The organism is Vibrio sp. TRT 1302 (assembly GCF_050113875.1).
Classification (GTDB): domain Bacteria; phylum Pseudomonadota; class Gammaproteobacteria; order Enterobacterales; family Vibrionaceae; genus Vibrio.
The window spans coordinates 35,596-54,044 of the sequence record NZ_JBNJOF010000001.1 but is presented as its reverse complement, the minus strand read 5'-3'; the positions used below and the strand labels follow the sequence as shown (position 1 = coordinate 54,044).

15 protein-coding genes are annotated in these 18,449 nt (G+C 45.2%); 9 read left to right on the top strand and 6 right to left on the bottom strand.

Going from position 1 to position 18,449, the window contains the following annotated elements; genetic code table 11:
- Nucleotides 1-119 precede the first annotated feature (119 nt).
- Nucleotides 120-626 (bottom strand): DUF3306 domain-containing protein, encoded by a 507-nt coding sequence (locus tag ACQEXP_RS00240; RefSeq protein WP_426967432.1) that lies wholly within the window; start codon nt 624-626, stop codon nt 120-122.
- Complete coding sequence (locus tag ACQEXP_RS00235; RefSeq protein ID WP_138971909.1) at nt 616-1,080, bottom strand: DUF3305 domain-containing protein; 465 nt, start codon at nt 1,078-1,080, stop codon at nt 616-618. Before ACQEXP_RS00235 ends, ACQEXP_RS00240 begins: the two co-directional genes overlap by 11 nt.
- A 184-nt stretch (nt 1,081-1,264) precedes the next feature.
- Here ACQEXP_RS00235 and fdhD point away from each other — a divergent pair, with 184 nt between their 5' ends.
- Entirely contained in the window at nt 1,265-2,095 is an 831-nt protein-coding gene (gene fdhD / locus ACQEXP_RS00230) for a formate dehydrogenase accessory sulfurtransferase FdhD (RefSeq protein ID WP_426967431.1), read from the top strand.
- 121 nt (nt 2,096-2,216) lie between these two features.
- Nucleotides 2,217-4,100 (top strand): methyl-accepting chemotaxis protein, encoded by a 1,884-nt coding sequence (locus ACQEXP_RS00225; protein ID WP_426967429.1) that lies wholly within the window; start codon nt 2,217-2,219, stop codon nt 4,098-4,100.
- A 49-nt stretch (nt 4,101-4,149) separates the two neighbouring features.
- Here ACQEXP_RS00225 and ACQEXP_RS00220 read toward each other — a convergent pair whose 3' ends face one another.
- On the bottom strand, nt 4,150-5,742 hold the full coding sequence (locus ACQEXP_RS00220) for an ABC-F family ATPase (RefSeq protein ID WP_426968005.1): 1,593 nt from the start codon (nt 5,740-5,742) through the stop codon (nt 4,150-4,152).
- Nucleotides 5,743-5,932: 190 nt separating this feature from the next.
- Nucleotides 5,933-6,487: an outer membrane beta-barrel protein gene (locus ACQEXP_RS00215; protein ID WP_426967427.1), complete on the bottom strand. Its 555-nt coding sequence runs from the start codon at nt 6,485-6,487 to the stop codon at nt 5,933-5,935.
- Between the two features lie 368 nt (nt 6,488-6,855).
- Here ACQEXP_RS00215 and ACQEXP_RS00210 point away from each other — a divergent pair, with 368 nt between their 5' ends.
- Both ACQEXP_RS00210 and ACQEXP_RS00205 read left to right on the top strand, forming a co-directional pair.
- Nucleotides 6,856-9,201, top strand: coding sequence for an AAA family ATPase (locus ACQEXP_RS00210; protein WP_426967425.1), 2,346 nt, complete (start codon nt 6,856-6,858; stop codon nt 9,199-9,201).
- Between the two features lies 1 nt (nt 9,202).
- Nucleotides 9,203-10,081, top strand: a complete 879-nt coding sequence (locus ACQEXP_RS00205; RefSeq protein WP_426967423.1) for a mechanosensitive ion channel family protein — start codon at nt 9,203-9,205, stop codon at nt 10,079-10,081.
- Nucleotides 10,082-10,126: 45 nt separating this feature from the next.
- Here ACQEXP_RS00205 and ACQEXP_RS00200 read toward each other — a convergent pair whose 3' ends face one another.
- Nucleotides 10,127-12,166, bottom strand: coding sequence for a sensor histidine kinase (locus ACQEXP_RS00200; protein WP_426967421.1), 2,040 nt, complete (start codon nt 12,164-12,166; stop codon nt 10,127-10,129).
- Nucleotides 12,156-13,604, bottom strand: a complete 1,449-nt coding sequence (locus tag ACQEXP_RS00195) for a sigma-54-dependent transcriptional regulator (RefSeq protein WP_269376453.1) — start codon at nt 13,602-13,604, stop codon at nt 12,156-12,158. The genes ACQEXP_RS00200 and ACQEXP_RS00195 overlap by 11 nt, the downstream gene beginning before the upstream one ends.
- A gap of 257 nt (nt 13,605-13,861) precedes the next feature.
- Between ACQEXP_RS00195 and ACQEXP_RS00190 the strand changes: the two genes are divergently transcribed.
- From ACQEXP_RS00190 to ACQEXP_RS00170, 5 genes are read left to right on the top strand one after another with little or no spacing between them, the layout of a single operon-like run.
- Nucleotides 13,862-14,680, top strand: coding sequence for a substrate-binding domain-containing protein (locus ACQEXP_RS00190; protein WP_426967419.1), 819 nt, complete (start codon nt 13,862-13,864; stop codon nt 14,678-14,680).
- Nucleotides 14,681-14,686: 6 nt separating this feature from the next.
- Nucleotides 14,687-15,385, top strand: coding sequence for an ABC transporter permease (locus ACQEXP_RS00185; RefSeq protein ID WP_269376450.1), 699 nt, complete (start codon nt 14,687-14,689; stop codon nt 15,383-15,385).
- 9 nt (nt 15,386-15,394) lie between these two features.
- Complete coding sequence (locus ACQEXP_RS00180; protein ID WP_426967417.1) at nt 15,395-16,111, top strand: energy-coupling factor ABC transporter ATP-binding protein; 717 nt, start codon at nt 15,395-15,397, stop codon at nt 16,109-16,111.
- Nucleotides 16,089-16,673, top strand: coding sequence for a molybdenum cofactor guanylyltransferase MobA (mobA, locus tag ACQEXP_RS00175; RefSeq protein WP_426967415.1), 585 nt, complete (start codon nt 16,089-16,091; stop codon nt 16,671-16,673). Before ACQEXP_RS00180 ends, mobA begins: the two co-directional genes overlap by 23 nt.
- Nucleotides 16,673-18,442: a bifunctional molybdopterin-guanine dinucleotide biosynthesis adaptor protein MobB/molybdopterin molybdotransferase MoeA gene (locus tag ACQEXP_RS00170; RefSeq protein WP_426967414.1), complete on the top strand. Its 1,770-nt coding sequence runs from the start codon at nt 16,673-16,675 to the stop codon at nt 18,440-18,442. The genes mobA and ACQEXP_RS00170 overlap by 1 nt, the downstream gene beginning before the upstream one ends.
- Nucleotides 18,443-18,449 lie beyond the last annotated feature (7 nt).

The window sequence follows — 18,449 nt, the reverse complement described above, 5'->3', positions numbered from 1 at the left end:
AACTTTTATTTACATTAAAATCAATGAATTAGAATATTTCCTTATCTTTATTGGTGACAAAAAAACAGAGTGAGACAAATTGTCCCACTCTGTTAATTGATGGTTTAGTCAAAATGTACCTATTTATTGTGTGGTATATTTTGTCCCATCGATTCTTGCTCGAGTTCTGACTCTTGTTCAACCTCTTCGGTTTGAATCAGGGAATCTTGATCGTTTAACTCGATATTATTATCCAGGTCAGAAGACGGTTTGGACTCTTCTTCGCTTGCGTTGACCCATTCGCGAAGTTTGCTGGCGACTTCTGAAGAGAGACTCTTAACCGCTTTATAGTCATGATCGTAATCATTAAGCCCGTCAATCTCACTGAATTGCCCTGATAAAAAGAGTTTGCGTAACGCGGCCTTTTTGACCGCTGACTCCGCTTCTGAAGCCAACAAAGACGCTACGCTGAGCTCGGATTCACTCGCTTCTGCACTCTGTTGTTCGGGGGTGTTGGTCGCAAGTTCCAGTGAAGAATCAGCGTTATCTGGCAGATTTGCACTTTCGTCTGTTTCAACTAACTCAGGCTCATTACCTTGAGCATCAAGTTTACGTTGTGACCAGCGACTTAGGAAACTAGTTGCCACTTGCTCTACCCGCCCCTTTACGCTTTTTACGTCTTTCTTCTAGCAGTTCACCATGACGACCAATATACGCTTCCATCCAAGCTTGTACCGCAAGCGGCATGTCATTAGAAAGCACCAAGTAATCGCCATCCATGTATTGGCCAGCAACACTTTGCGACGCTGTGAGTATGACAATATTAGGGTCGTCTTCGGACTCCATTGTATCAAGAACTAAAAATAACTTAGGTTGTTGAGAACTTAAGTTAAAACGGTAATCCGTTCTTTCATCCCGATGCAGTTGCAGAGCAATGACTCTCTGGTGCGACTCATCTGGCTGAAGATCAAAGCTTGAAAGTTGCCACTGCGTCGTCGTCCATAGTCCGGTACTAATTTCATGCGCAATTAAATTGCAACCGATTGACCATAAATCTTCGGATTTTTCTGCTTTAACGGACATAGTTTGCTGTTCTGGCATAGTTCACCAACTTGTACACTGTTGTTTGTCAGGTTTGGATTGTGTAACTGATACAATCTGGGTTTTACTTAGCAATATTTGTACCTAGTCCTAAACAAAGCGATTCCCGACCCTTATTATTAAGGCGGAACATTATTTGCAAGCAGCACTCCGCGAATGCGGATAGATCGAATAGGATAACTCTGTGGTTAAACCAAACATTATTAGAACCAGTGAAAACCCAATGCAGACACTTGAAGTTGAAGTGTTTGATGAATACGGTGAAAAGCTCACCAAACAGATAGCTTGCGAACGTCCTTTAACCGTCATGCTTAACTGGAAAGAAGTGGTTACCTTGATGACATTAGGCTCTCGTCCTGAGTCACTCGTGCTTGGCTATTTAAAAAACCAGAGTTTTATTTCCGATCCACAGGCATTGGAATCTGTGATTATTGACTGGGAAACTCATACCGCAGCGGTCATCACCAGTGAAGACACTCAACAAGTCGAGGGTGCACTGAAGAAAAAAACCGTCACATCAGGTTGTGGCCAAGGCACCATGTACGGCAACGTGATGAAACAACTCGAAAACTATCAAGTTCCTCAAGTAAAAATTAAGCAATCAGAAATATACTCCGCGCTCGAAGCCCTGACTCACTACAACGACACCTACAAAAAAGCCGGCGCCGTTCACGGTTGTGCGGTATGTAAAGCCAATGAAGTTCTTTCTTTTGTTGAAGATGTAGGCCGTCATAACGCAGTGGATACGCTAGCCGGTGAAATGTGGCTCAATGAGCAAAGCGGTGATGACAAAATTTTCTACACCACAGGCCGCTTAACCTCAGAAATGGTGATTAAGGTCGCTCAAATGGGAATTCCCGTATTGTTATCCCGTTCAGGTGTGACGCAAATGGGGTTAGATTTGGCGCAAAAATTTGGAATTACCACCATAGCTCGAGCCAAAGGACTGAGGTTCCAGGTATTTACCGGCGCAGATAAAATGGAATTTGACGTAAAAGGCAATCCAACAAGTTAACCGATACTTGCAAAACACCTCCCATGCGCTATTAGTTTTATATTCCCTGTCATAAAAATGTAACAAAGATTACTACAACAAGGGATATATCTCGTCAAATGGCTAACAATGGGAGGTGTTCATGTCTGAATCACCTGAAAAGCAGCGCTCGCTGTCATTGTCGATCAGAATGAAACTGATCTTAATAAATCTTACTCTGCTGGTCGGGGTTGGCATATATGCCTACTACGAACAGACCAGTTTAAATAGAATTGACTCTCTCGAATATGCGGCAAGCGAAAACTTAAATAGCTCTGTCGACTTGTTAATGCTGCGGCGTCATGAAAAAGATTTCCTCGCAAGGAAAGACAGCAAGTATATTGCGAGTTTTGATGAAACGTTTAAGCAGCTTTCCAACCGAATAAATCAACTGGAACAGATACTGCTGGAGAATCAGCTAAGTTTGGGACAGACAAGCAGCCAAATTGTTGCAACGCTCACTCAATACCAAACTCAGTTCCATCAACTCGCTAAACTCGTCAACCAGTTAGATGGCAAAGATACTCCAACCAGCCTGACCTCACGACTCAATAACGAACGTGAACAATTAAAACGCAAGATAAACCAACAGGACGATATCCAGCTGTACATTTCTCTACTGCAGCTGTTAGAAATTGATCTCACCTACCTAGCATCCCCAACCGAAAAGAATATTGCGCGATACGAGCGGGCTTTAGAATCCTTCGCGTCTCTTCCTCTCAATGATCAACTGGCTAACGCTTACAACCTATATCGGGATATCGCGATCGCGCACGTGACGGCGAATAAAACCTTAGGACTCTCTTCAAGTTTAGGTCTTCGTGGGACGCTACGTTCAAACGTTCATCAAACCGAGCAAGCCATCGCAGATCTGCAAAGTGACATCAACACTGCTATTACCAACGCTTCGTCAGCGATAAAAAGGCAACTGCACATGATTGGCAGTGCGATCGTTGTTCTTATGTCAGGGTTACTTTTCCTGATTGGGCGCAGTATTCTCAGCCGTATCAAAGCCATTAATCGTCTTATGCAGCAAATATCAACAGGCAACGGCGATCTAACCGTTAGAATGAACGCAAAAGGTAGTGACGAACTGGCCACCTTAGCTAATTCGTTTGATCTATTTATCTCTTCACTGCATGGACATATTAAAGAACTAGCTGAAGTAATGGGTGTTCTCAGTCAAAGCTCCTGTAGTTCCGAGCAATCGGCACTAAAGAGCATGAGAAATGCGGAGCAGCAAAAACTGGAGTCGGAATCGGTGGCAACCGCTGTCAATGAATTGGTGATGACAACCAACGAAATCACAGCAAATATCGAGTCAGCAGCAAGTAACGCGCAGCATGTCAGTAGTGAAGCAGTGAACGCACTAGAGCTGACCCATGAGACTGGCAGACGTATCGACTCGTTAGCTGAAAGCATTGAGGAGTCACAATCGAAAATCATGGCTCTCGAAGAACAGAGCCGAGAGATCAATCAAGTGATTGCCACCATTCAAGGTATCGCCGAGCAAACCAATCTCCTCGCCCTTAATGCAGCGATTGAAGCAGCAAGAGCCGGTGAAAGTGGACGTGGATTTGCTGTGGTTGCGGATGAGGTACGCCAGTTATCCCATCTAACTAACAATTCCACTCAGCAAATCGAAGCGACGATTCAGGGATTAACACAAGGTATTTCAGTGACAGCACAAGCGATGGCTTCCAGTGCTGAACAAGCTCGTACAACCAATCATCATACCCATCAGGCAGTAAATGCGATAGAGAGGATCAGTGAGCAGATCAGTGAAATGTTCGATATGAACACCCAAATTGCGACGGCTTCTGAAGAGCAATCAATGGTATCGAGTGAAATCGACCGAAACATTACAGAGATTGCACATTTGGCCAATGACACCTATCAGGTGGTATCAGGCTCAGTGAAGTGTAGTGAGCAAGTTTCAGGTGTCAGCCAAAAACTCGAGAGAATTGTGGCGCAATTTAAGTATTGATATAAAAAAGCCTCCGAAAGGAGGCTTATACTTGTCTGGCTGGAGAGAATTATCCCTCGATACCACGAGCTTTAAGGAACTCTGAATACGTTCCTTTGAAATCAGTAATTTTGTTGTTCTTGATTTCAATAATTCGAGTAGCCAGTGAGTCTACAAATACTCGGTCATGCGACACGAAGAATAACGTACCTTTGTACTGCTCAAGCGCGTTGTTAAGCGATTCGATCGACTCCATATCCATGTGGTTTGTCGGTTCGTCCATTAACAGCATATTCGGTTTGTGCATCATGATCTTGCCAAGCAACATACGCCCCTGTTCACCACCAGAGAGTACTTTCACTGACTTCTTGATGTCATCTTGAGAGAACAGCATGCGACCAAGGAAACTACGGATAACTTGTTCATCATCTCCCGCTTGACGCCACTGGCCCATCCAATCCATCAGGTTCATATCTTCTTCAAAGTCATGAGCATGATCTTGAGCGTAGTAACTGATGTTAGCATTTTCTGACCACTTAAATTCACCTGTGCGAGGCTCTAGTACACCCGCTAGTGTATTCAGTAGTGTGGTTTTACCGACACCGTTTTCACCGATGATAGCAACACGCTCACCCACTTCGAATATAGCGTTGAAATCACTAAACAGATCTTCTTCAAAACCTTGGCTCAGATTTTCAACGATCAGTGCATTACGGAACAACTCTTTCGATTGTTCAAAACGAATAAATGGGTTTTGACGGCTCGATGCTTTTACTTCTGCCAGTTGGATCTTGTCGATCTGCTTAGCACGAGAAGTCGCTTGTTTAGCTTTAGATGCGTTAGCCGAGAAACGTGCGACGAAGGTCTGTAGTTCAGCGATCTGAGCTTTCTTCTTCGCATTGTCAGACAGTAGACGATCACGTGCTTGTGAAGCCGCGGTCATGTACTCATCGTAGTTGCCCGGATAGATTCGTAATTCACCGTAATCCAGATCCGCCATATGCGTACATACAGAGTTTAGGAAGTGACGGTCGTGCGAGATAATGATCATCGTACAGTTGCGTTGGTTTAGCGTATCTTCTAACCAACGGATAGTGTCCATATCCAAGTTGTTGGTTGGTTCGTCAAGCAGCATGATATGCGGGTCTGCAAACAGAACCTGAGCAAGAAGAACACGTAGCTTCCAACCAGGTGCTACTTCGCTCATCAATCCATAGTGCTGTTCTTCTGGAATACCCACAGCAAGAAGCAATTCACCCGCTTTAGAATCGGCCATGTAGCCATCCATTTCAGCGAACTGAACTTCTAAATCCGCAACTAACATGCCCTCTTCTTCGCTCATTTCTGGCAATGAATAGATGCGGTCACGTTCTTGCTTAACTTTCCAAAGTTCTTTATAGCCCATGATAACCGTATCGATTACCGTGAACTCTTCATAAGCGAACTGGTCCTGATTCAGCTTTGCCACACGTTCGTTAGGATCGTAACTTACGTTACCACCAGTCGGCTCAAGTTCTCCGCTAAGGATCTTCATAAAGGTTGACTTACCACATCCATTGGCACCAATCAGGCCGTAGCGGTTACCTTCACCGAATTTTACCGAAATGTTTTCAAACAGCGGCTTAGCGCCAAATTGCTGAGTGATATTAGCTGTACTTATGATAGGACTATCCCCCTAATGAATTAGCCTTAATAATCAAAACGATATGGCTAATTACTAAATGTATTGATGTAAATTTGGCGCTATTGTAACAGGTAAGAAGTGTGAACTACATAACATGTTGCAGATATATCAAAAAGGAGCCGTTAATCGCTTAACGGCTCCTTCAATTTATTGGCAATACTCAGTGGGTTTAGAAGGTAACTCGGCCACCGACTGAAACTCGCGCATTGGTCAATGTTGTGTCGATTCCAATTATCTTGCCAGTCAGAGCTGTGTACTCGACACCGACATACCCGTACTTGAAGATTGTTGCTCGCGCACCGATACCCGCAGTCAGGCCAGACATTGACGCGTCAAAACTGAGTTGCGAGTTATCTTTGATGTTTGCCTTCTCCCAACCAATAGAGCCGTAAGGCTTAATTGAAAACTCTTTTTCATCATCAAAGAAGAAGGTATATCCAAATTCACCAGCCGCTCGAACATCGTCGTAGTCAGAGCCGTTATCATCCCCTTTGCTGTATGAGAAGGTGGTACCGAATACTCGGTTAAAATCGAAGCCAACTTCTACCCCATCCATATCACCTTTGACCGTCGTGTCCTGAATGTTATTCCCTGATAGTTCAAGCTCTGAGTTCACCGTCTGGAAACCGAAACGCGGTCCTGCGACATCTAAGTTTATAAAGTCTGAAGCGAACGTTGAGCCACTTACTGCCATCAATACAGTCGCTAGAATTATCTTTTTCATGCTGAGTCATCCATTTTATAAATAAGTTATTTTGAGACTCAAAATTACAAAATTTCTCTATCTATGTATTTACATTAATCAGTAAAGTGACATTCCAAATTTGAGCATTTACTCTACTCATGCACTAGTGTACTAGCTGACATTGTAGGAATACTCTTAACTGAGCTGATTGTTGAATTTACTTCGGTAAGTGACTGCACTGTAAGGATTCTCTCAATTATCGGATCACTATGATTAATGACATCGGTATGACACTTGACGCAAAGTTAAGAATATAGTTTTGCAGCTCAAATAAGTGGGTGTTTCACTCGCTTTCATTTCTAAAACTACTAAACTAACTCTAACCTCATAAGTTATAAGAGATTTTTATGCGTTTAATCGTACGCTTTTTATGTATGGCTAGCTTGATTACTGCGCTTCCTGCTTTGGCAGCTTGGCAGTATGATCTCAAGGCAATTCCTCAGGTGGACAGTGTCAGTAGCGACATTGAACAAGAAATAGCGAACCTTCCTGAAGCTTTGTTTATGACGGCTCAAGATAGAAGAAAGGTCAACCAGCTACTTGATGCCGTTCTTACTGAGCAGCGAAAACAGGTTGATCATTTCCAGAAAAACCTCGCGACTTTCCGCAATCAAGGTGGTGACGATGCTTGGTTTGACACGGAATCCAGTTATCTGACGTTAACCAGTCTTGGAAAAAGTAAGGAGCAACTGCTTGTCCTGACCGATTCAGTTAACCGTGACAAGCTAACGGGATTCGGCCCTTACGGGGTAACTCAGTTTAAGCAGGAATGGCATCAAACCCAGCTTAACCTTGAATACTGGATCTATTTTCAGCTACGCAGTTTTAAATCACTGCTTGGCGAAGTCCTGATCTCACCGATTCCTGTCATTTGGGCCGGGTTGAAAGTACTGTTTATCTATTTTGGTCTGGTCTGGTGGCTAGCAAACAGCAAGCGCTTGATTCATCTATTCAAAGAAACTCAGCTTGAGTCGAAAGCTAAGCCTGCATTGTGGGTTCGCCTTATCTGGTATATCAGTCGTGCTAACAGAGCGATCGCTTTCCTGATCGCGATTACCTTATCACTACGTGTACTTTCCGGTATTCCAAGTCTTCAGCACCTGATTATCTTAGAGATATTTACTTGGTGGGTGCTCGGTGGCTCCATAGCGATCAGCTTTATTCTAGAGTTTGCGTATCGCAATAGTCGCTCATCGAATCCAGAAGTTGTTGCTTTGAGACTCTCGACCATTCGACGCTACGTCTGGAGCGCCATTGTCGCTGGTGTGATCTTACAAATCTCAATGCGCACCCTCGGTAAAGGAACCATTTACTATTGGATATATAGCGCCCTTTACGCTTGGTTTGTTTTGGTGACCTTATCCATTTTGCGTTTGTGGCGTAGCAAAGTATTCGCGACGGTTGAGCCATTAACCGACCGACCAGTATGGGTTAATTGGGCAGTAAGCCGTAAAGATGCCTTGCTACTGAGTATTCCTGCAACAGCGATGGCAATGGTGTGGTTAATCATTCACCACTTCAAACATAGGCTCGTCTCTGCGCTTTCAAACTACAGTTTTTTCAGTCAAGCACTCGCCTACCTGTTCCGTATTGAGGTCGCTAAGCAAACTGGAAACAGCAACGGCCAAAGCAACTTAGTACGTGTTAAAGGTAATGAGACGTTTGAGTACGTTTCACCTGGGAGTTTTGACAGCACCATCATCGACTATGCGGGTGATGAAATTAAGCAGTTGTCTAAGTATTTGATGAGCGACAGTCCGGCGATATGCGTAGTGTCGGGTGAACGTGGCGTTGGAACCACAACACTCCTGCGTGGGCTTCTTAATAAAGTGAAAAATGCCGAGCCTATGTATCTCAGTTGTCCTTACTCGGGGTACAGCGAATTGCTCGCGCATTTGGCCGTCAGCCTTGGCCTAGAAGAAGACGCAACAGAGATTCAAATCTTGTCTCAATTGCGAAAAAGTGACACCACTTACTTAATTGCCGTGGATAACGCTCAACGACTTGTGAAACCAATGGTCGGAGGACTGACTGATCTGATTCGTCTTACTAACCTCTTGCGTCGTTCTAAAAAGAACCATCGCGTTGTTATCGCAATTGAGAAAGCCAGCTGGCGTTTTGTCGATCGTGCTCGTGGTGAACGTCTGCTGTTTGATTTGGTCTCTTTCCTGCCTCGTTGGACAGAGAAACAGATCCACCAGTTACTCGATACCCGGATCAACCAACCTGAACAGAAGCAGATTTCGTTTGAGGGTTTAGTAGTTCCCAAACAGTGGGATCAGGAAGAGGTCACCGAAGAAGAGCGTGCTAAACAAGGATTCTACCGAATTCTATGGCATTACTCTGATGGCAACCCTACCGTCGCGCTGCGCTTTTTTAGGTTGTCATTAAACCGCGATAAAGAGACTGAGCAGGTTTATATTCGCCTATTCCGCGCTCCTGAATCACAAGAGTTGGAGAAAATGCCCAAACCTATGTTGGCTGTGCTGCGCTCTATCGTTCAATTGGAGATCGCTTCTCCAGAGATACTGTCCGAATGTACTCAGTTGAGCATTGCCGAGATCACCGGCACACTGCGTTACTTCCAGAGCCGCGGTTACATTGAGTGGCTAGAAGACAAAGCGCGTGTTTCCGATCACTGGTTCCGTCATATAACCAATGTTCTCGACCGTCAGCATTTATTGGTGAAGTAACATGAAAAAAATTCTAATTGTCTTGCTTGGATTGCTGGTCATCCACCCTGCTTTTGCCACTGAAGAAGTGGCCAGCGTCGAAAACATCGGTCAAATTGCCAGTCTGATTCGTTGGAGCGGTGTGTTCTTCTCGCTGCTGATCATCATCGCCACATGGCTATTGCTGAAGTTCATCAACTCCATGGTTGAAAGCATTGGTGGTCAGTTTGCTCAATACAGAATGCTGCTGCAAAAACTTCAGTCATTTATGCAGTTCTTTATCTACATGAGTGCGGGTATCTTGGTGTTTATGATGAGTTTCCGCATCAATGACCAAATACTCGCATTGATTGGCGGTACACTCGCTGTATCCGTGGGCTTTGCGCTGAAAGACCTTGCTGCGTCGTTTATCGCAGGCATGACTGTGATGGTCGATCGACCGTTTCAGGTTGGTGACCGCGTCACATTTGAGGGTAACTACGGCGACATTATTGCGATTGGGTTACGTTCAGTTCGTATGCGTACTCTTAACGACGACATCATCACCATTCCGAACAACAAGTTCCTCAACGAAGTGACGGTGAGCGGAAACTATGGTGCTCTTGATATGCAGGTTGTTATCCCATTCTATGTTGGGCTTGATGAAGACATTACGCTCGCTCGTGATCTGATTCAAGAAGCGGCGTCATCAAGTCGCTACATACACTTACCTAAGCCTGTAACGGTACTGGTCAAACAAACCATCACAGATAACTACTTAGCCATTCAGTTGACGTGTAAGGCGTACGTGGTTGATACCGCATACGAAAAGCTGTTTGAAACCGACATTACTCTACGAGTGATGAAAGAGTTCAAAAAGCACGGTATTCGTCCGCCAAAAATTGCAGTTAACGCCAATTAACAACGCCGATCGAAAAGGCCAGTACGATACTCGCACTGGCCTTTTTTATAGATTGGTAATCTTTAGTTTGGGCTCGGCACGCTCGGGTAAATAGACACTAAAACAACTCCCTTTGCCCCACTCAGACGTGACTTTTAGTTCCCCACCGGATTGGCTGAGGATACTCTGCGATACGGAAAGCCCCAACCCCGTACCATCGCGCTTGGTGGTGTAAAACGGCGAGAAGATTCGCTTTAGATTCTCCTCTTTGATACCACATCCTTCATCTCTAACATGAATAATAGCGCCGACGGATTTGTCGCCTTCCATCCAGTCTTCTGTTGATATGATAAGTCGCCCTGTCCCCTTCATTGCATGGATACCATTCATCTGCAAGTTGACCAGTATCTGCAACAGCTGGTGACGGTTAACCTCAACCGAGGTATGAGCAGAGAGGTGAGTCTCAAACTCTACACCGCGTTTTTTGGTTCCCGTCTTAACGAGAGTGATGCTCTCCTCAACAATTGGGTTAACATGTTGCCATGTAATCTCATCCTGAACTCCCCCTTGGCGGCTGTATTGCAGCAAGCTGCGAGTAATGTTTCGGATACGATCTATCTGAGCATGAATCGCTTCAATCTCTTCTTTGACTCGATTAGATTCATCACCCAGTTCAAACTGCATTAACTCCACATTTCCCAGAATCACCGCTGTTGGATTATTGATTTCATGTGCAATACCCGCGGTCAATTCGCCAAGCGCGGCTAATTTCTCATTGACCACCAACTTGTCTCGAGTTTGGTTGAGTAGCTTGATATGAAGTTCCAGCTCCTCCGTTTTCTCTTTCAAGCTGGCGGTGCGATCTTGAACTTTACACTCAAGTTCATTTGCCGCTCGCATCAATTCATTTTTGCGCTGTTTGAGCAGATCAAGCATGTTGTCGAATTGCTTAGCTAATTGTGCCAGTTCATGGTTCTCATCCAAACCGAGTGGACCAATACGGGTCTCCTTACCTAACTGGATCATCTTAACGACGCGGTGAATGTGCTCAATAGGAATAAACAGATCTCTTGAACCGCGATAGACCAATAAGCTAGAAATGAGCAGCAGGAACAAGGTCGTTATCGAGATCTCAGCGATGTTGGTCATATAGGTGGTGACAAACGGCCATAGCAGGTAGCCGGTATAAAGCATACCAATCACATTGTCATATTGATCATGCAGTGGCTGATAAGCCGTGATATACCAAGCGTCGTATACAAAGGCTAAGTCAACCCACTCCTCACCATTGATGAGTACCGTGCGTTTGACTTCATCGGAAACGCGCGTACCGATGGCGCGCCCCAAGCGGTCATCACTGTCTAAGGGAACGTTGGTACTGATTCGGAGGTCGTCCAAGAAGACCGTGAGTGTTCCCACGGGACGCAAGCTATCTTGTTTCGATGGATAGATTAAATCACGAATGGTATCAACCAAAGCGGTGCTGTTGTTAAGCAGCAATCCTCCATCCAGAAAACCAATAATATCATTGGTCTTGTTGTGAATAGGGATCACGGTTCGACTAACTAAACCACGTCCTTCTATCTCGCTACTATTTAGAATCGGCGTCTGAGCTCGTTTTACTAAATCCGCCCCTAATGTATTGAGTTCTTGCTGAGTGAGTACGTCGAAGAAGGATTCACGGCGAGTGAGATCCATAAAACGAAACTTATTGACTAGGCTATCTACACGATGAAACCGTAAAAAATCCAACTTATATTCGATACGCTGGTCAGACACCCATTGTTGCAAATCTGCTTCGGACATCTCGCTGTTGGCCACTCTGGTTACAAAGTCGTAAGAGTTCGCAAATGCTTTGACGTGATTCGCTTGACGTTCCTGAATCAGTTCAATGCTGTTCTCTGCCACGCCTAAACGTTCAGAAACATCTATCAACGCGCTTTGCCACGTGTAATGAATCGACCAGTAGATGGTAATTCCAATCAGAGCGACCAGAGTCAAAAATATCGGCGCAGAGGTGAGGATCATCAGCCTATATCGCACCATAGTTTTAAAGCGATAGCGCCATTTTGACCACAGAGACCAACGTGATGCTCTACTCGGCATACGTCGACTCCTCGCCATCCCACTCTTTGTATTTACGCTCTAGTGTCTTACGAGCAACGCCCAAATCACGTGCTGCGGCGGATTTGTTACCATCATGGTAGTCAACCAACTGCATGATATGTGCTTTTTCAACATCCTTTAGCGCCCAGCTGTTTGGATAGCCAACCCCCTTATTGGAGTCGCCAGCCAGTTCGATTAACTCGACACCACTTGATACATTCATCGAAACCGAAGGTTTGTAAGCATCGCCATGTATCTCACGCCAGTAATGAGCAGGTGGTTTTCCTAGCAGAATACAGCGTTCGATCAGGTTCTTGAGTTCACGGATGTTACCTGGCCAATCATACTCATTCATCGCCAGAACATCTTCATGGGCCCACTTAGGGTCGGGCATTGCCAACTCAGCGGCGAGCTTTTTAGTAAAGAAAGGTACCAACTCAATCAAGTCCGTCTTACGTTCTCTCAGCGGTGCGACATCAATTTTTAACACGTTAAGGCGATAGTAGAGATCCGATCGAAAATGCCCTTTGTTGACTTCTTCTTGAAGATTACGGTTCGTCGCAGCCACCACTCGCACGTCGACCGCCACTTCCTTCTCACTTCCCACTGGGCGAATTGTTCTCTGTTCCAACACCCTCAGTAACGCCGACTGCATTGGAAGCGGCATCTCGCCAATTTCATCTAAAAACAGCGTCCCCCCATTGGCGACACGGAATAAGCCTTCACGACTGCGTTTTGCCCCTGTAAAAGCGCCCGCGGTATGACCAAACAGTTCACTCTCTAATAATTCAGGGGCAATCGCGCCACAGTTGATGGGAACAAAAGGTCCAGTACGCTGACTCGCGTCATGCACGCCCCTAGCCACCAGTTCTTTCCCCGTTCCTGATTCGCCTTCAATGAGAACGGACGCACGTGAAGGCGCAAATTGAGTAATGAGTTGTTTCAGTTGTTTGGTTTTGTCGGAACCACCAACGATATCAGTCGCGATATGGCGCTTAAAGTCATGACGAAGCGCAAACTGATGGCGTTGTTCAAGACGTTTGTCCATACAACGTTGAACAGCGTTAAGCATTTGTTCCAAGTTAAACGGCTTAAGAATAAAGTCTGTCGCGCCGAGCTTGATCGCCGAAATAGCGGTATCTAAGTCGGCATACCCTGTCATAAATATCACGTCGGCTTTTTTATCATCGTCGTAAAACGCTTCTTCCCACTCAATACCTGAACGACCTGGTAAATTGATATCCAAAATGATCAAATCATAATGATTGGCGCATCTGAGCGTCTCTGCCTCTTCGATACTTCCAGCGCAATCCACTTTTGAAAACCATTTACTTAGTGCTTTGTTTAATATCGCTTGCATTCCCGCCTCGTCGTCAACGACAAGAACGGAAAATGCTTGATATTGTGAAGCTTTATTAGGGTCGAATGAAGGAGGCATTGTATTCCACTATTACTGTGTGACTATTGGGACAGAGTGTACCAAGTTTCCAAAGATTGGTTATAGTTAATGTGAGACATTTTGTCCCCCATCAAACTTTTTCCTTCTAACTTATTGATAATTCATTTGAAAAAGATCGCATTTTTTTGGCATCAAGATTGCTATATATGCATGCCAATTTATAACACGGCAGAGTTGGCAGCGATAAGGTATCAATATACCTATCAAATGATAAATAGAATGGATTAATAAACACTATGAAAGCAATCTCTTTTACATTAGCAACAGCGTCTTTAGCCCTAGTCAGTTACTCCGCTTCATCTGCCGATGAAGTGCCTCATGTTCGTCTCGCGACCACAACTAGCACGTATCACTCAGGCCTACTTGACTACCTACTACCTAAATTTGAACAAGATACTGGTTATAAAGTCGACGTCATCGCTGCCGGAACGGGTAAAGCCCTTAAAATGGGTGAGAACGGTGACGTAGATTTGGTTATGACTCACGCACCGAAAGCAGAAGCAAACTTCGTAGAAAAAGGCTATGGCGTACTACCGCGCAAGCTGATGTATAATGATTTCGTTATTGTCGGTCCTCATTCAGATCCTGCAAAAATTGCTCAGCAGAAAGACGTTGCTGAAGTGTTCAAAAGTATTGCAACCATGAACGCTACTTTTGTATCTCGCGGTGATGATTCTGGCACACATAAAAAAGAAAAAGGCATTTGGCAACAAACAAAAATGGAGCCCAACTTTGGCGGCTACCGTAGTGTGGGCCAAGGTATGGGGCCAACGCTAAATATGGCCAATGAGATGCAAGGTTACACGATGACCGACCGTGGTACTTGGTTAGCCTATAACAACAAACTTGATCTAGAAGTGTTGTTCCAAGGCGATAAAAAGTTGTTTAACCCATACCAAGTTATTCTTGTTAACCCTGAGCGCTACCCTAGCATCAACTACCAAGGTGCCAAGGAGTTCAGTGACTGGCTTGTCAATCCAAAAGGACAACAACTGATCAATGAATTCAAACTCAATGGTAAGCAACTGTTTGTCGCCAACGCTAACGAGAAATAATTTTCGATGAGCCTATGGCAAACCACCCTCGATGCGCTCGCCTTATTGGTGAGCCTCGATAGAGAGCTTTGGGAGATCGTCGCGGTCTCCTTTAGTGTTTCATTGTCTGCGATCTCGATCGTGCTGTTACCAGCAATCATTTTCTCTTTTGTTCTCGCGTACACAGAGTTCAGGGGAAAATGGCTTTTTCTTTCGCTGGTCAATACGCTTCAGGCTATTCCAACCGTTGTGATTGGATTGCTGCTCTACATGCTACTGTCACGTGCAGGCCCTCTTGGGGACTGGCAGATGCTATTCACTCAGAAAGCGATGATTGTTGGTCAGATGCTTATCGGTTTTCCGGTACTGGTTTCAATGATGCATGGCGCACTTCAGTCTAGTGACCGACGAGCGGTTGAAACATCAATCACGCTCGGGGCTTCGATACCTCGCATCGTTGGGACAATGATTTGGGAAACACGTTTCCCGCTTCTCGCAGCCACTATTGCTGCCTTCTCGCGCATCGTGACCGAGGTGGGTTGCTCGACTATGGTTGGTGGCAACATTATGGGCATCACTCGCAACATACCGACAGCGATTGCTATGGAAAGCCACAAGGGTGCCTTTGCGCAAGGTGTCGCATTAGGCATTGTGTTACTGACTCTAGCCTTAGTATTAAACTTTTTGCTTACCAGTATGCGTGGCAAAGGCTACCTCAGAACTTAAGGGCGCTGTATGACTATTAAAATAACGGCACAGCAACTTTCTATGCGCTTCAAAGAGCGCGTGCTATTTCACATCCCTACTTTGAATATTGGTCCAAACGACGCCATATATCTAAAAGGAGATAATGGTGTCGGTAAAACTACCCTACTAAAAATCCTTTCTGGGTTGATCAAACCCACCACGGGTAAAGTTGTCGCCCCCAGTGACTCGTGGCGCAATAAACTGTTTTCGCGATCGGGGCGAAAAAATGTTATCTACCTCCATCAGTCTCCCTATTTGTTTGATGGTACGGTATACCAGAATGTCGCATACGGTATTCGCTATCAAAAAGAAACAGCAAAAGATAAGCGAGCTCAAGTTATTACGGCACTGCGCATGGTAGGCTTAGAAACTCTTGCAGACGAACACATCTCAGTGCTGTCGGGGGGCGAAAAGCAGCGCGTTGCAATGGCACGAGCGTGGATTCTAAAGCCTTCGATTTTGCTGATGGACGAACCCAGTGCTTCTTTAGATCAAGAATCGATCGACCGTTTGGTGATTATGGCGCAAGATCTTCTCGAACGTGGGTCAAGTTTAGTGATAACCAGTCACCAGCAAAACGCCTTGACCGCTTTATGCCGCAAACAATGGTGGATAAAAGAAGCCACTTTGGTAGAGTCTCCTCTGCTTCAAGTAATAACCGACAAAGAGTTACAAACTAATTATGCTTCTTCCAATGCAAACTAGCTGGGTCATTTTAGCTGGTGGACAAGCAACCCGTATGGGCGGACAAGACAAAGGGCTTGTCCAACTGAATGACAAACCACTCATTCAACACGTTATCGAGCGTCTCACTCCTCAGACTGAGCGCATCATGATTAACGCTAACCGAAATCAGAGTATTTATACTCAGTTCGGCGAAGTATTTAGTGATCAATTTAAAGACTATCCTGGACCGATGGGCGGTATCCATGCGGGATTGCTCAACGCTCCAACAGACTGGGTAGGATTCGTCCCTTGTGACAGTCCACTCATCAATGATGACCTCGTCGAGCGTTTTTGCGCTTCTGTTACTGACGAGACGGACATTCTTGTTGCTCACGATGGTGATCACCAACAGCCGGTTTTCACCCTTTATCACAAAAGAGTTCTTCCAAAATTAACCGCTTTCTTAGAGCGTGGTGATCGCAAAATCATTCTACTTTATAAAGAGTGCCATACCCAGTATGTCGACTTTAGCGATTCACCAAACTGTTTTGTTAATTTGAACACACCAGAAGAGCTGGCTCAATTCGGTACCATTAACTGATGATTGAACAAACACCCATTCCTATTCTAGGTTTTGCTGCCTATTCCGGCACAGGTAAAACGACGCTCCTTGAAGCGCTATTGCCAAAGCTCACGACCACCGGCTTGCGTATTGGTATGCTGAAACACGCTCACCACAACTTTGACGTCGATAAAGAAGGCAAAGATAGTTATCGTCTTCGTAAAGCAGGCGCATCGCAAATGTTGATTTCTTCTCGTAATCGTTACGCACTGATGACGGAGACACCTGAGGAAGAATCAGAATTTCAATACCTACTGACACGTTTTGATACCGATAAACTCGATATCATTTTGGTTGAAGGCTGTAAAAACATCGCATTTCCTAAGATTGAATTGCATCGCGAAGTTGTGGGTAAACCTTGGTTGTATCCAAATGACACTAACATCATTGCCATTGCGTCGGATACGCCAGTCAATGATACCGAGCTGCCACAAATGGATATCAATGACCTTGATGCAATTGCTCAGTTTGTCATTCAGTACGCACAAAATGGTATCCAACCAAACCATGTGGCGGCATGTTGTGACACCCTCTCCCCTGCGTATCTTTCTGTCACACAAGGACAAGAAAAAATTCTGTCACTTGTCAATACCGTCACTGAGCATGAGCCGTGCGCGGTGGAATCTTGTTTTGGCCGAGTTTTATCGAACAATATCATTTCACCGGTCAATGTGCCTCAATACACCAATTCCGCAATGGACGGTTACGCGATTCGTGGTGATGACCTCGATCGTCAGCACTACCAAGTCGTGGCTGAAGTACTCGCAGGTCATGCTTACCAACAACCTATACAAAAAGGTCAAGCGGTAAAAATCATGACAGGTGCGCCGACACCAGAATTTGCCGACACAGTTGTCATGCGTGAACAAGCCACCGAAGACAGTGACGGCGTCACGTTCCCTAATGCTTCAATTAAACAAGGTCAGAATGTACGTCTTGCAGGTGAAGATCTAGCGGCGGGAAGTGATGTCTTTTCTCTTGGTCAGCGCCTCTCTTCTGCTGAGATGGGAATGATCGCCTCTCTTGGTTACGGTGAATGCCAAGTCTACCGTAAGCTTAAAGTCGCTGTTTTCTCAACAGGTGATGAAGTTCAAGCCCCAGGGAGTGAGCAAAAAGCTCACTCTATATTCGATTCAAATCGTTTCACCATCATGGGTTTACTTCAAAATCTTGGTTGCGAAATTTTGGATTTTGGCATTCTTGAGGACGACCAGCAGACGATGGTTGAAGCGCTTGAACGCGCAGCTCAGCAAGCAGACGTTGTAATCACTTCCGGTGGAGTCTCTGTCGGCGATGCCGATTACATTAAACTCGCCCTTGAACAACTAGGTAGTATTGATTTTTGGCGTATCAACATGCGTCCGGGTCGCCCACTCGCTTTCGGAAAGATTAGCGAGAAACCTTTCTTTGGTTTACCTGGTAATCCAGTGGCGGTTATGGTGTCATTCATTAATTTCGTCGAACCAGCGATACGCAAAATGCAAGGCGAACTTGACTGGCAGCCATTAAAGATTAAGGCGATCGCCACTGAACCCTTACGTTCTCGCCAAGGACGCACAGAGTTTAGTCGCGGCATCTATCAATTTGATTCTCGTGGCCATTTAACCGTCGCAACAACGGGCAAGCAAGGTTCAGGTATTCTTCGCTCAATGAGTGAAGCCAACTGCTTAATCGAAATATCCCCTGCTGTTGACACTGTTAAAGTCGGAGAAAGCGTGACAATCATCCCACTTCAAGGCAGAATCTAGCAATCCA